We start from the raw sequence: 14,578 nt of genomic DNA on the forward strand, positions 1-14,578 counted from the left end.
TTTGGCCGGGCTGCCCTTAGTTTTTGGCCAACTCCGCAAGCTGCGTCATGACGACGGCCGCACCCTGCAGGCGCTTTTCCGGCGTCGGCAGGTCGCGCGTCAGGAACAGGCTGTGGTCGGGGCGAATCTTCGCCATCGCGCCCTGCTTGCCGATATAGCCGACCAGATTGGCCGGGTTCGGGAATTCCTTGTTGCGGAACTGTACGACGACGCCCTTCGGGCCGGCATCGAGTTTCTCGACATTGGCGGTGCGGCAGAGCGACTTGATGTAGACGATCTTCAGCAGGTGCTGGACCTCTACCGGCATCGGGCCAAAGCGGTCGATCATCTCGGCACCGAAGCCATCGATCTCCTTGAGATCGGTGAGTTCGCCGAGGCGGCGGTAGAGCGCCATGCGCAGATGCAGGTCGGGCACGTAACCTTCCGGGATCATCACAGTCGTGCCGACGGATATCTGGGGCGACCAGCCGGTATCCTGGATCTCGTCGACACCCTTCACTTCTGCGACCGCCTCTTCCAGCATCTGCTGGTACAGCTCGAAACCGACTTCCTTGATATGGCCGGATTGCTCCTCGCCGAGCAGGTTGCCGGCACCGCGGATATCGAGGTCGTGGCTTGCCAGCTGGAAGCCGGCGCCGAGCGTGTCCAGCGACTGCAGCACCTTGAGGCGGCGCTCGGCGGTTGCCGTCAGCACCTTGTTGACTGGCAGCGTGAAGAGCGCGAAGGCGCGCACCTTGGAGCGGCCGACGCGGCCGCGCAACTGATAGAGCTGTGCCAGGCCGAACATATCGGCGCGGTGGACGATCAGCGTATTGGCCGTCGGCACGTCGAGGCCGGATTCGACGATGGTGGTCGAGAGCAGCACGTCATATCGACCTTCGTAGAAGGCGTTCATGATGTCTTCCAGTTCGCCGGCCGGCATCTGGCCGTGGGCGACGGCGACCTTCAGCTCCGGCACATCCGATTGCAGGAAGGCATGCACGTCTTCCAGATCAGCGAGACGCGGGCAAACGTAGAAGCTCTGGCCACCACGATAATGCTCGCGCATCAGCGTCTCGCGGATGACGAGGCTGTCGAAGGGCGAAATGAAGGTGCGCACCGCCATGCGGTCCACCGGCGGCGTGGTGATGAGCGAGAGTTCGCGCACCCCGGTCATGGCAAGCTGCAGCGTGCGCGGGATCGGCGTTGCCGAGAGCGTCAGCACATGCACGTCGCTCTTCAGCTCCTTCAGGCGCTCCTTGTGTTTGACGCCGAAATGCTGCTCTTCGTCGATGATCAGCAGGCCGAGATTGGCGAAGTTGATGCCGGCGCCGAGCAGCGCATGGGTGCCGACGACGATATCCGTCTTGCCGTCGGCCACTTCCTTTTTCGTGAGCGCCAACTCCTTGGAGCCGACGAGGCGCGAAGCCTGCTGGATGCGGATCGGCAGACCACGGAAGCGCTCTGAGAAGGTCTTGAAATGCTGGCGGGAGAGCAGTGTCGTCGGCACGACGACGGCGACCTGCACGCCGTTCATGGCAGCGACGAAGGCAGCGCGCAGTGCGACCTCGGTCTTGCCGAAACCGACGTCACCGCAGACGAGGCGATCCATCGGACGACCGGCGCCGAGATCGCCGCGGACGGCCTCGATGGCGTTTTCCTGATCTTCCGTTTCGTCATAGGGGAAACGGGCGGCGAACTCGTCATAGAGCCCTTCCGGCGTCGTCAACACGGGCGCGTGGCGAGTCAGGCGTTCGGCCGCGATGCGGATCAGCGCGTCGGCCATATCCAGCAGCCGCCTCTTGAGCTTGGCCTTGCGCATCTGCCATGCGCCGCCGCCGAGCTTGTCGAGCTGCACCTCCGTACCCTCGCCGCCGAACCGCGACAGGAGATCGATGTTTTCGACCGGCAGGAAGAGCTTGGCATCGTCGGCATATTGCAGTTCGAGGCAGGCATGCGGCGCACCGGCCGCCTCGATGGTGCGCAGGCCGACAAACCGGCCGATGCCGTGTTCGGCGTGGACGACGATCGATCCTTCGTCGAGGCCGGCGACTTCGGAGATGAAGTCGGCCGCGCGCTTCCTGCGGCGGGAGCGGCGCACCATGCGATCGCCGAGAATATCCTGTTCGCCGATGACGATCAGATCACCTGTCTCGAAACCGGATTCCAAGCTGAGCACGGCCGCCGCCGCCTCGCCCTTTGCAAGGCCCGCGACATCCTTCAGCGCAGCGATCGGCTTGATGCGTTCCAGGCCGTGTTCATTCAGCACCTGCAGCAGGCGCTCGAGCGAACCCTCGGTCCAGGCTGTGATAACGACCTTCGCGCCGCCGGCGCGCTTATCGGCGATATGTTTGACAACGACGTCGAAGACGTTGACGCGCTCCGCATCGCCGCCGCCTTCGGCATTGGAGCGCGCCCAGCGCGGTCCCTGGCGTGCATCGAGATTGACGACGCGGCGCGCCTCCCCCTCATGCTCGTTAAAGGGCGAAACCCTGATAGCGTTGATCGCATCCAGCGTGCGCGCCAAAGTCTTACTATCGAGATAGAGTTGGCCCGGCGTGACGGGCTTATAGGGCGTGCCCTGCGCCATCTGGCCCTTGCTCGACTGCCCGGAATTCAGGCGCGCATCGTAATAATCATAGACCAGCTTCGAGCGCTCTTCGGCGGCTTCGCGCACCGTATGGTCGGTGACGATGCGAAAGCCGGAGAGGTAATCGAACACCGTATCCAGCCTCTCATAGAAGAGCGGCAGCCAATGCTCCATGCCGGGATAACGGCGGCCTTCGGAAACGGCAAGGTAAAGCGCATCGTCGCGGGTCGCGGCGCCGAAAGCGGAGAGGTAGTTCTTGCGGAAGCGGCTGATCGTATCCGGCGTCAGCGTCACCTCGCTCATCGGGTTGAGATCGAGGGAGCGGACCTGTCCGATCGTGCGCTGGCTGGCCGGATCGAAGCTGCGGATACTCTCCAGCGTGTCGCCGAAGAAATCGAGACGCACGGGCTCTTCCGAACCAGGGACAAAGACATCGAGAATGCCGCCGCGCACGGCATATTCGCCGACCTCGCGCACGGTTGCCACACGCTCGAAGCCGTTGCGCTCCAGCCGGCCGGCAATATCATCCATCCGCACCTGATTGCCGGGGCGAGCCGAGAAGGCCAAGCTTTCGATGATGTCCTGCGGCGCCACTTTCTGCAGCAGGGCATTGACAGTCACGAGCACGATTGCCGCGTGCGGCTTCTTGTGATGCGCAATCAGGCCCGAAAGGGCGGCGAGACGCCTTGCCGATGTATCGGCGCTCGGCGAGACGCGGTCATAGGGAAGGCAGTCCCAGGCGGGCAGCGTCAGGACCGGGATATCGGGGGCGACGAAGCCCAGCATCTGCTCCAGATCGGCCATGCGCTGACCGTCCGACAGGACATAGGCCACCGGCTCACCATTGCGGGCGAGTTCGGCAAGCAGCAGCGGCTCCATGCCCGCAGGCACGTTGCCGATCGTCAGCGGCTCGGCGGCAGCTGCGAGCTTTTTGGCATCAAAACCAGGGATCATTCCGGCTTCCTGGGCAGGTCGAAATCGGGTTTGTAGGCGGCGATGCGGGCAAACATGGGTGTCCGTAAATGCTCGGGCGTCGGCCAGGTTCCCATGATCCAGCGCACGAGGTCGTTATCCTCTTCGCCCATGATCGTCTCGAACTCATCGAGTTCGGCTTCGCTCATGGTGGGAAGTTCGTTTTCAGCAAACTGACCGAAGACAAGATCCATCTCTCTGATACCGCGATGCCAGCAGCGGAACAGAATCCGGCGGCGGCGGGGGTCGAGACCGGCGCTCGTGAGCGTTACACCTGTCATGGCATCACCTTCCTTGTTGATGCGCCTCTATAGACCCTCGAAAGCGGCTTGTCAGCCTTGCCAAGGCCCTATTGTTCATCGCATTTTGGCGCCTATGCGCCCCGCCATTCTCGATCCGCTGTTTTCTCCCGTCTCGGGCCTTCCAGGCGTCGGCCCGAAGATCTCGGAGCTCTTCGTCAAGCTGCTCGGACGCGAGACGCCCGAGGATTGCCGAGTCATCGACCTTCTGTTCCATGCGCCCCATTCGCTGATAGACCGGCGCAACCAGCCGGGGATCGCCCGCGCGCCGCAAGGCGCGATCGTGACGATCACGGCGCGTGTGGACAGGCATCAGGCGCCACCGCGCGGCAATCGCAACGTTCCCTACCGCGTCTTCCTGCGTGACGAGACCGGCGAGCTGTCGCTCGTCTTCTTCCGCGGACAGGCCGCGTGGTTGGAGAAACAGCTCCCGATCGACGAGGAAGTGACCGTCAGCGGCAAGGTCGACTGGTTCAACGGCCGCGCTTCGATGGTTCACCCCGACTATATCGTCAAGGCAAGCGAGGGTGAGAACCTACCGCTGATCGAGCCGATCTATCCGCTGACGGCGGGGCTTTCGCCGAAGACGCTGCGCAAGATCATCGAGGCGGCGCTGCCGCGCATGCCGGAATTGCCGGAATGGATCGATCTTTCGCTGGCGCAGAAGCAGGGCCTGCCCTCTATCCGCGACAGTTTCCATATGCTGCACGAGCCGCGGGACACCTCTGACATAGATCCGCAGACCCCTGCCCGTCGCAGGCTTGCCTATGACGAATTTCTGGCCGGCCAGCTATCGCTTGCGCTGGTGCGCCAACGGCTGCGCAAAGTGGCTGGACAACCCGTACATGCTACTGGAGAAATCAGCGGCAAGATATTGCAAAGCCTTCCTTTTTCTCCGACGCGCAGCCAGACCGAGGCTGTTGCCGATGTCCTGAAGGACATGGCTGGCGATGAACGTATGCTGCGGCTTCTCCAGGGCGATGTCGGCTCCGGCAAGACGCTGGTTGCGCTGCTGTCAATGGCTGCGGTCATCGAGAGCGGCGGACAGGCCGTGCTGATGGCGCCGACCGAAATCCTCGCGCGCCAGCATCATGCAACGATCTCGAAATTCGCTGATGCGGCGGGCCTTGGCGTCGAAGTGCTGACGGGCCGAACCAAGGGCCGTGAGCGAGAGGATATTCTCGAGCGCATTGCGTCGGGCGAAGCGCAGATCATCATCGGCACGCATGCGCTCTTCCAGGATAGCGTCAACTACGAGAACCTGATGCTGGCTGTCGTCGACGAGCAGCACCGTTTCGGTGTGCACCAACGCCTGCGGCTGACGGCAAAGGGCATTTCGCCGCATATGCTGGTCATGACGGCAACACCGATCCCGCGCACGCTGGTGCTGGCAGCCTTCGGCGACATGGATGTCTCCAAGCTGACGGAGAAGCCGGCAGGTCGAAAGCCGATCCAAACGATCACAGTTCCGATCGAGCGGACCGGTGAGATCGTCGGCCGCCTCAAGAGCGCGCTGGCGGAAGGCAAGAAGGCCTACTGGATCTGCCCGTTGGTCGAGGAATCCGAAGAAGTTGATCTGATGTCGGTGGAGGAGCGGCATGCGACGCTCGTCTCCGCACTCGGTCCTGGCATCGGCCTCATTCACGGGCGGATGAGCGGACCGGAGAAAGATGCGGTCATGCTCGCCTTCAAGAGCGGCGAATTACGGTTGCTGGTGGCGACGACCGTCGTCGAAGTCGGCGTCGACGTGCCGGATGCGACGATCATGGTGATCGAACATGCCGAGCGTTTTGGCCTGGCGCAGCTGCATCAGCTTCGCGGTCGTGTCGGCCGTGGCGACGAGGCTTCCACCTGCATCCTGCTTTATAAGGGGCCGCTCGGTGAAACAGGCCATGCGCGGCTTTCGATCATGCGCGAGACCGAGGACGGCTTCCGGATTGCCGAGGAAGATCTGAAGCTCAGAGGCGAAGGCGAGCTTCTCGGCACACGTCAGTCAGGCACGCCGGGGTTTCGTATCGCCAGTATCGAGGCGCATGCCGATCTGCTCGAAATCGCCCGCAAGGACGCCGCCTATCTGATCGAGCGCGATCCGGACCTGACGAGCGAACGCGGCGAGGCAGTGCGCACCCTACTCTACCTCTTCCGCCGCGACGAAGCGATCCGCTTCCTGAGGGCAGGCTAGTCGACCTTGGATATCGCCTTAGGCTTGGGACGCACGACAGGCAAGTGTTCGGGGGCAACGAGGCCGCCTGATATCAGGAACTTGGCCGCATCTTCCGGGCTCATGTCGAGCATGACGATCTTCTCGCGCGGCACGAAGATGAGGAAGCCCGCCGTCGGCACCGGCGTCGGCGGCAGGAAGACGGCAACCATATCCTGCCCCATTGCATTGAACTTCGAACCGATCTCGCCCTTGGCATCGGTGGCGATGAAGACCAGTGCCCAGAGGCCCGGCCCCGGATATTCGATGAGGCCGACCTTCTTGAAGGAATTCGACTGCTCTTTCAGAACTGTTTCGAAGATCTGCTTGACGCTCCTATAGACGGTACGCACCAGCGGCATGCGATGCACGATGGATTCGCCGAAGCGGACAATGCTCTGGCCGATAAGGTTCTTGCCGAGGAAACCAACGATGGTGATCAGCACCACGGCAATCAGCAGGCCGAAACCGGGTATGGCGAAGTTGATGTAGCTCTCGGGATTCCAGCGCGCCGGGATATAAGGCCGCACCCAACTGTCCGACCAATGGATGAAGGTCCAGGTCAGCCAGATGGTGATCGCGATCGGTGCGCAGATGATAAGTCCGGCGAGAAAATTATTCCTCAGCCGCATTGCGACCGGCACTCGGGGAGCCTTCTCGGTCATCTTTTCTGATGAACTCCGTTTCAGTCTTCAGACAGGCCGTCGAACCGGCCTCCCCCTGTGTCCGTAGGCTCAAAACTGCCAGAATTCGCCTTGTCGCACAACATGTTTCAACCCCTGAAGGCTTACTCCACAGTCACCGATTTCGCGAGATTGCGCGGCTGGTCCACGTCCGTGCCCATGAAGACTGCCGTGTGATAGGCAAGCAGCTGGATCGGCAGCGAGAAGATCATCGGCGAGATGATCTCATCGACGACAGGAAGCGTGATCGTCGCCATTGTCGGCAGCTTGGAGGCAGCCGCACCGTTCTCGTCGGTGATGAAGATGATGCGGCCGCCGCGGGCTGCGACTTCCTGCATGTTGGACACGGTCTTTTCGAAGAAACGGTCATAGGGCGCGATGACGATGACGGGCATATTTTCGTCGATCAGTGCGATCGGTCCGTGCTTCAGCTCACCGGCGGCATAACCTTCGGCGTGAATATAGGAGATTTCCTTGAGCTTCAGCGCGCCTTCCATTGCAAGCGGGAAGCTGGTGCCGCGGCCGAGATAGAGCACGTCCTTGCACTTGGAGAGTTCGCGCGACAGGCCTTCCATCTGCGGCTGGACGAGGTTCAGGACTCGGCTCATGATGCGCGGCATTTCGGCCAGGTGGCGCACCATTGCCTTCTCGTCGTCAGCGCTGATCGTGCCGCGGGCGCGGCCGGCGCCAATCGCCAGCGAAGCAAGCACGGCAAGCTGGCAGGTGAAAGCCTTGGTGGAGGCGACGCCGATTTCCGGGCCGGCCATGATCGGGAAGACCGCATCGGATTCGCGGGCAATGGTCGATTCCCGCACGTTGACGACGGCGCCGATCTTCAGGCCGTTTTCCTTGCAGTAGCGCAGCGACGCCAGCGTATCGGCGGTCTCGCCCGACTGCGAAATAAAGAGCGCTGCCTGCGAGGGCTGCAGCGGCATTTCGCGGTAGCGGAATTCCGAAGCGACGTCGATTTCGACCGGCAGGCGCGCATAGCGCTCGAACCAGTATTTGCCGATCAAGCCGGCAAGATAGGCCGTGCCGCAGGCCGAAATGGCAAGACCGGTCGCCGCCTTGAAATCGATGGCGGATGCATTCGGACTGATCGTATTGGCTGCGAAATCCACATAGTGACTGAGCGCGTGGGAAATGACCTCCGGCTGCTCGTAGATTTCCTTTTCCATGAAGTGGCGGTGATTGCCCTTGTCTACGACATAGGCGGTCGCCTGGGAGATCTGCCGCGGGCGCTTGACCACCTTGCCGGAGAAATCGAGCACGGTCGCGCTATCGCGGGTGATTATGGCCCAATCGCCGTCGACGAGATAGGTGATCTCGTTGGTGAAGGGCGACAGCGCGATGGCATCCGATCCCAGGAACATCTCGCCCCTGCCATAACCGATGGCAAGCGGCGGGCCGGAGCGGGCGGCCATGATCGTGTCGGGGTCGCTCTTCAGCATGACGGCGAGCGCATAGGCGCCGGTGACGCGGTTCAGCATCTTCAGCATGGCTTCGCGCGGCGACAGGCCTTCGCGCAGATATTTCGCCATGAGGTGGGCGACAACTTCGGTATCGGTCTGGCTTCGAAAGGCAGCGCCTTCGTGGCTCAGTTCATCGCGCAGTTCGGAGAAATTTTCGATGATGCCGTTATGGACGACGGCGACGCCTTCGACGAAATGCGGATGGGCGTTGGTCTCGTTCGGCACGCCATGGGTTGCCCAGCGCGTGTGGGCAATGCCGGTCGTTCCCGGAAGCGGCTCGCTGTCGAGGCGCTTCTCCAGATTGAAGAGCTTGCCCTCGGCGCGGCGGCGATCCATCACGCCCTCATGGATCGTGGCGACACCGGCGGAATCGTAACCGCGATATTCCAGCCGCTTCAGCGCATCAACGAGACGGCCCGCAACCGGCGCATTTCCAACGATCCCCACAATTCCGCACATGCAAACGTCCCCTCGGCCTTTAATCCTGAGGCCACTCCTAGCGATTCTCGCTTATTTCTCAATTGGTACGGCGGTCACTTTCGGTTTCCGCCGGTTACGGAAGAAAGCTCAGGCCTTGGCCTTCTTCGCCGCCTTGATGGCAAGCGCCCGTTCGCGCAGAAGTCTGGCCCGCTCGGGCCTGATTTCCTGACGGGCACGGCCGAAGGCGAGCGCCTCGGCCGGCACATCGGCGGTGATGACGCTGCCCGACGCGATATAAGCGCTGTTGCCGATCGTGACGGGGGCAACCAGCGAGGAATTCGAGCCGATGAAGGCATCCTTGCCGATGATCGTCTCGAACTTGTTCACCCCGTCATAATTGCAGGTGATCGTGCCGGCGCCGATATTGGTGCCTGATCCGATAACGGCGTCGCCGATATAGGTCAGATGGTTGACCTTGGCGCCCTCGCCGATCTTGCCGTTCTTGACCTCGCAGAAATTGCCGACCTTGGAACCGGCCGACAGATCCGCACCTGGGCGCAGACGCGCGAAAGGACCGACCGTTGCGCCTTCGCTCACATGCGCGCCCTCGATGTGCGAGAAGGCATGGATAACTGCGCCGCTGTCGATGACGACGCCGGGGCCGAAAACGACATTCGGCTCGATCAGCGCATCCTGGCCGATGACGGTATCATAAGAGAGGAAGACCGTTTCCGGGGCGATCATCGTCACACCCGAGAGCATCAATTCGTGGCGGCGACGCTCCTGCCAGTGCCGTTCGATGGCAGCGAGTTCGGCGCGATTGTTGCAGCCGGTCATTTCAACCTCCGGCGCATCGACAGCAGTGACGCGGCCACCAAGCGAACGGGCGATCTCCACGAGATCGGTCAGATAATATTCGCCCTTGGCATTGCTGTTGCCGATGCGCGACAAAAGGTCGAGCGCCTTGCGGCCATTGATCGCCATCAGGCCGCTATTGCACCACTTGACGGTGCGCTCGGCATCCGTCGCATCCTTTTCCTCGCGGATGGCGATCAGCTCACCATCCTTGACGAGCAGGCGCCCATAGCCGGTCGGGCGGTCCGTGTGGAAACCGATGACGACGATGTCGCTGCCTTCGGCCAGCGCCTTGCGCGCTTCGAGCAGCGGGCCGGCGGTCTGCAGCGGCACATCGCCATAGGTGACGAGGATATCGTCGTAACCCTCGGCAATCGCCTCACGGGCGGCGAGAACGGCATGGCCGGTGCCGAGGCGCCGCTCCTGCAAATAGGATTGGATTTTTACGCCACCGATATCGGCAGCCTTTGCCACCTTCTCGGCATCGCGGCCGACGACGAGGGCTACGGACGAAATTCCGGTTGCTGCTACCGCATCGACGACATGGGCGATCATCGGCCGGCCGGCCACCTCATGCAGCACCTTCGACTTTGCGGATTTCATTCGCGTGCTGTCACCGGCGGCGAGAATGACGGCAAGGCAGGTGCGTTCCATGGGCAGACTCCGAGAATCCATTGCTAATCGGCTGTTCTGCCGCTCATAGCAGCAAGGCGAGGCTTCAAAAAGACGAAATCGGCAGGGAAACGATAGGCTCGGCGAGCGCGGAGAAGGCTTCGTGGACGTGCTCTCTGCCCTCTACGATGACATCTTCCATCGCCTTGCGTGCGGCAGCGGTATTGCCTGCGGCGATAGCATCGACGATGCGCATATGGGTCTCGGCGATGTTGGCGAAACCGCTCTGGGATGGCGGCGTGCTCATGCGGAACATGCCGACGAGTGCTGCCTCGATAAGCCCGCCGAGTGTACGCATGAACGGGTTGTGGGAAGCTTCGGAAACAGCGAGATGGAAACGCAGGTCGGCAAGCGCGAGGCTCTCGGACGTGTGGCCGCTTGCAGCCATATCGAGCGCTAGGCCGCGCAGCAATTCGATCTCGGCCGGATTTGCGCGCTCTGCCACGAGGCCGGCAGCGAAGGGTTCGAAAGCGAGGCGGATATCGTAAAGCTGCAGGAGGAATTCTTCACTCACACCATTGGCGAAATGCCAGGATATGATTTCGGTGTCGAACATGTTCCAGAAGTTCTTTTCCGTCACACGCGTACCGACGCGCGCCTTTGCAACGACCATGCCCTTGGCGGCGAGCGTCTTCATCGTTTCACGCAGCACCGTACGCGAGACCTTGAAGCGCTGCGCCAGCTCTCCGTCTCCGGGCAGGATCGTGCCGACGGGATAGGTGCCGGCGACGATTCCCCTTCCGAGTTCATCGACGACATGCGCGTGGCTTGTTCGGGTTCTTCGCCCTGCCTTACGGGTTTCAAGCGGTCTGTTGCGCAATACGACACTCCTCCTAGCCATATCTCCTGTTCAGACTGGAAAGGAAAAGGATGGCCTTCTGCATTACCATGAATGCAAAAAGCAGCAGGCCAATCAGGATTTTCGTCCACCAGCTCGACAGCGTACCGTCGAAAGTGATGTAAGTCTGAATGAGCCCCTGGATCAGCAGACCGATGAAGGTCCCTGCCACGAATCCCGCTCCTCCTGTCAGCAGCGTCCCTCCGATGACGACTGCCGCGATGGCATCCAGTTCGACGCCCACCGCCGCAAGAGAATATCCTGCAGAGGTGTATAGGGAAAAAACGATTCCGGATAGGCCCGCCAGGAAACCCGACAAGGCGTAGATCTGGATCGTCGTGCGCGCCACCGGAACGCCCATCAACTGCGCGGTCTGCACGCCACCGCCCAGCGCATAGACGTTAGTCCCGAAGCGGGTGCGATGGGCGATGAATATGCCGGCTGCGAAGACGATCAGCATGATGCCGCCGATCAGCGTCAGCCGTCCGCCGCCAGGCAAACGGTAATAAAGGCTCGTCAGCGTCGAATAATATTCGTGATTGATCGGAATGCTGTCGATCGACAGGACATAGGCCATGCCGCGCGCAAGGAACATGCCGGCGAGCGTCACGATGAACGGCGGCATCTGCAGGAAATGGATGATCATGCCCATGACCGCGCCGAAGGCCGTGGTGATGATGAGAACGATCGCGAAGGCGGCCAGCGGATGAATGCTGGTGTTCTGCAGGATCACGGCTAAGAAGACGCCGGTGAAGGCGATGACGGACCCGATCGACAGATCGATGCCGCCGGAGATGATGACGAACGTCATGCCGACGGCGGCGATGCCGAGAAAGGCGTTATCCGTCAGCAGGTTGCCGATGACGCGCGTCGACAGGATGTTCGGATATTGCAGCGTGCAAACCGCATAGGCGAGCACGAAGATGACGATCGTCGCAAGGAGCGGCAAGTATTTGGAATTCATTTGCGCCCCCCTGCGTCCGTCCGGCGGGTCAGGAAGCTGGTCAGCGATTGCATGGCCGGCGACTGGATGACCAGAATGACGATGATGATGATCGCCTTGATGATGAGATTGAACTCCGGCGGAAAGCCGGAAAGCAGAATACCGGTGTTGACCGCCTGGATGATCATTGCGCCGATCAGCGAGCCGATGATGCTGAAGCGGCCACCGAGCAGCGAGTTACCACCGACGACTACGGCGAGGATGGCATCGAGTTCCAGCCAGAGGCCGGCATTGTTGGCATCCGCTCCCTTGATGTCAGCGGCGACGATGAGACCGGCGATGGAAGCGCAGAGGCCGCTCAGCATATAGACCGCCATCAGCAGCACCGGCGTCTGAACGCCGGACAGCGTGCTCGCGCGTCTGTTGATACCGACAGCCTCGATCAGCATACCGAGCGCCGTGCGGCGGACCAGCAGGATGACCAGCAGGGCGACGACCAGCCAGATGACGACGGGCATAGGCAGGAAGGCGAAGGAACCGCTGCCGAGAAAGATCAGTCCGTCATCGTTGAAGGTCATGATGGCACCTTCGGTGATGAGCTGGGCAATCCCGCGGCCGGCGACCATGAGAACGAGGGTCGCGATGATCGGCTGGATATTGAGGATGGCAACAAGCAAGCCGTTCCAGAAGCCACAGAGCAGACCGATGACAACAGTGAGTGCCAGGGTATAGGCAAGCGAATTGCCTTCGACGATCGACGAGGCTGCAACGGCGCCGCAAATCGCGATGACCGCGCCGACCGAGAGGTCGATGCCTTTGGTGGCGATCACAAGCGTCATGCCGACGGCGAGCAACGCCACCGGCGCGCCGCGATTGAGCACATCGATGATACTTCCGTAGAGCCGGCCATTTTGAACAATTACATCAAGAAATTGCGGGAAGAAGCTGAAATTCAAAAGAAGAACAACCAAAAGCGCAATCAATTGCGGCGCAAGACGAAAGCCCAGCGCCTTCAGCGAGGCAGTCATGCATCCTCCGTTCGTTTGTCGCCCGCAGCAATGGCGTCGACGATGCCGGCGGCGGTAATACGCTCACCGGTCAATTCAGCGATATGTTCGCGGTCGCGCAGCACGATGACGCGCGAGCTGTAGGCAACCAGTTCCTCCAGCTCCGAGGAAATGACGATCAGCGACATGCCCCTGGCGCAAAGCTGCTCGATCAGCTTGATGATCTCGGCATGGGCGCCGACATCAATGCCGCGGGTCGGTTCGTCCAGGATCAGGAAATCCGGATTCGTGGCGAGCCAGCGGGCAAGGATCGCCTTCTGCTGATTGCCGCCGGACAGTAGCCGAATAGGCTTTTCGCGGTCGGTCGTGCGGATATCGAGCGCCTTGATATATTCGTCGGCAATCGCATTCTGTTCGGCGCGTGAAAGCGGTCGCGCCCAGCCGCGGCGGGCCTGCAGCGCAAGCGCGATATTCTCCCGGATCGATAGATCGCCGATGATGCCATCCGTCTTGCGATCCTCCGGGCAGAAGCCGAAGCCCTTGGCGATCGCGGTCCGTGGGCTCGACAGCGTCACGGGCGCCCCATCGATCTTGGCGACACCGCTGTCGGCGCTTTCGATGCCGAACATGAGCTCGGCGGTTTCTGTGCGTCCGGAGCCCAGAAGTCCGGCAATGCCGACAACTTCGCCGACACGGACTTCGAGATCGAAGGGCTTCACCTTTCCGCGTTTTCCAAAGCCCTCGAAAGCATATTTAACCTCGCCGGCGGCGATGGTGTGTTCCCTGGCGGCATGCTCTGTCTGGGCGAGTTCCCGCCCGAGCATCATGGCGATCAGGTTCTGGCGCGGCAGTTCGGCTGCCTCATGCGTACCGACAAGCCTGCCATTGCGCAGCACGGTGATACGGTCACTGACGGCATAGACCTGCTCAAGGAAATGGGTAATGAAGACAATACCCAATCCGCGCTTCTTCAAGTCATTTATGATACCGAACAGCATCTCGACTTCGTGGGTATCGAGACTTGCCGTTGGTTCGTCGAGGATGAGAACCTTGCCGGAGAGATCGACGGCACGCGCGATCGCGACGATCTGCTGGACGGCGACCGAAAAGCGATCGAGCTGCGCTGTCACATCGATGTCGAGGCCGTAGCCTGCCAGAAGCTCACGAGCATTCCTGTTCATGGCCCGGGCATCGATCATCCCGAAGCGCTTCGGTTGGCGGCCGAGGAAGAGGTTTTCCGCAACGCTGAGATTGGAGAGGAGGTTGACCTCCTGGTAGACGGTGCCGATGCCGAGCTTCTGGGCGGCCAGCGTATCGGCCGGATCGATCTCGTGACCCTCCAGCGTTAGGCTTCCGGCATCGCGGCGATAGGCGCCGGTCATGCATTTGATGAGCGTTGATTTGCCGGCGCCGTTTTCGCCGAGAAGCGCATGAACCTCGCCACGGCGCAGCGTGAAATCCACCTTGTCCAGGGCGGTAGCGCCGGGGAAGAATTTCGATATGGCCGAGGCTGCGAGAATATTCTCGAAATTGTGAACCATGAGGGCTGCTGTTTCCTGATATTGCGCCTTACGCCTGTGCCAAAACCAGGCATGACGCCCGACCCGGCCCCGGCAGTTCCGCACCGGTCCATGATGGACCGGTGCGG

The 14,578-nt window shown here is 61.5% G+C and carries 10 protein-coding genes; 1 reads left to right on the top strand and 9 read right to left on the bottom strand.

Annotated features, from left to right (window positions below):
• Nucleotides 1-16: 16 nt before the first annotated feature.
• Nucleotides 17-3,523, bottom strand: a complete 3,507-nt coding sequence (gene mfd, locus FHT82_RS10030; protein ID WP_183729333.1) for a transcription-repair coupling factor — start codon at nt 3,521-3,523, stop codon at nt 17-19.
• Complete coding sequence (locus FHT82_RS10035) at nt 3,520-3,822, bottom strand: succinate dehydrogenase assembly factor 2 (RefSeq protein WP_183729335.1); 303 nt, start codon at nt 3,820-3,822, stop codon at nt 3,520-3,522. Before FHT82_RS10035 ends, mfd begins: the two co-directional genes overlap by 4 nt.
• Nucleotides 3,823-3,916: 94 nt before the next feature.
• Here FHT82_RS10035 and recG point away from each other — a divergent pair, with 94 nt between their 5' ends.
• Nucleotides 3,917-6,022 carry an ATP-dependent DNA helicase RecG gene (gene recG / locus FHT82_RS10040; protein ID WP_183729338.1) on the top strand — a complete coding sequence of 702 codons (2,106 nt, stop codon included), beginning with the start codon at nt 3,917-3,919 and terminating at the stop codon, nt 6,020-6,022.
• On the opposite strand, the gene FHT82_RS10045 is transcribed toward recG, so the two are convergent.
• The 7 genes from FHT82_RS10045 to ytfR form a co-directional block, all read right to left on the bottom strand.
• Nucleotides 6,019-6,705 carry a DUF502 domain-containing protein gene (locus tag FHT82_RS10045; RefSeq protein ID WP_183729341.1) on the bottom strand — a complete coding sequence of 229 codons (687 nt, stop codon included), beginning with the start codon at nt 6,703-6,705 and terminating at the stop codon, nt 6,019-6,021. The two genes, recG and FHT82_RS10045, sit on opposite strands and share 4 nt — an antisense overlap.
• Before the next feature lie 122 nt (nt 6,706-6,827).
• Entirely contained in the window at nt 6,828-8,654 is a 1,827-nt protein-coding gene (gene glmS / locus FHT82_RS10050) for a glutamine--fructose-6-phosphate transaminase (isomerizing) (RefSeq protein WP_183729344.1), read from the bottom strand.
• A 108-nt stretch (nt 8,655-8,762) separates the two neighbouring features.
• Nucleotides 8,763-10,124: a bifunctional UDP-N-acetylglucosamine diphosphorylase/glucosamine-1-phosphate N-acetyltransferase GlmU gene (gene glmU, locus FHT82_RS10055; protein WP_183729347.1), complete on the bottom strand. Its 1,362-nt coding sequence runs from the start codon at nt 10,122-10,124 to the stop codon at nt 8,763-8,765.
• Nucleotides 10,125-10,188: 64 nt separating this feature from the next.
• Nucleotides 10,189-10,962 carry a FadR/GntR family transcriptional regulator gene (locus FHT82_RS10060; RefSeq protein WP_183729350.1) on the bottom strand — a complete coding sequence of 258 codons (774 nt, stop codon included), beginning with the start codon at nt 10,960-10,962 and terminating at the stop codon, nt 10,189-10,191.
• 13 nt (nt 10,963-10,975) lie between these two features.
• Nucleotides 10,976-11,944, bottom strand: a complete 969-nt coding sequence (gene yjfF / locus FHT82_RS10065; RefSeq protein WP_183729353.1) for a galactofuranose ABC transporter, permease protein YjfF — start codon at nt 11,942-11,944, stop codon at nt 10,976-10,978.
• On the bottom strand, nt 11,941-12,951 hold the full coding sequence (locus tag FHT82_RS10070) for an ABC transporter permease (protein ID WP_183729355.1): 1,011 nt from the start codon (nt 12,949-12,951) through the stop codon (nt 11,941-11,943). Before FHT82_RS10070 ends, yjfF begins: the two co-directional genes overlap by 4 nt.
• A complete protein-coding gene (gene ytfR, locus FHT82_RS10075; protein WP_183729358.1) occupies nt 12,948-14,471 on the bottom strand; it encodes a galactofuranose ABC transporter, ATP-binding protein YtfR in 1,524 nt (507 codons plus the stop codon). Before ytfR ends, FHT82_RS10070 begins: the two co-directional genes overlap by 4 nt.
• Nucleotides 14,472-14,578 lie beyond the last annotated feature (107 nt).

Origin of the sequence: Rhizobium sp. BK275, from assembly GCF_014193555.1 — a bacterium.
In the GTDB taxonomy this organism is placed as follows: domain Bacteria; phylum Pseudomonadota; class Alphaproteobacteria; order Rhizobiales; family Rhizobiaceae; genus Rhizobium.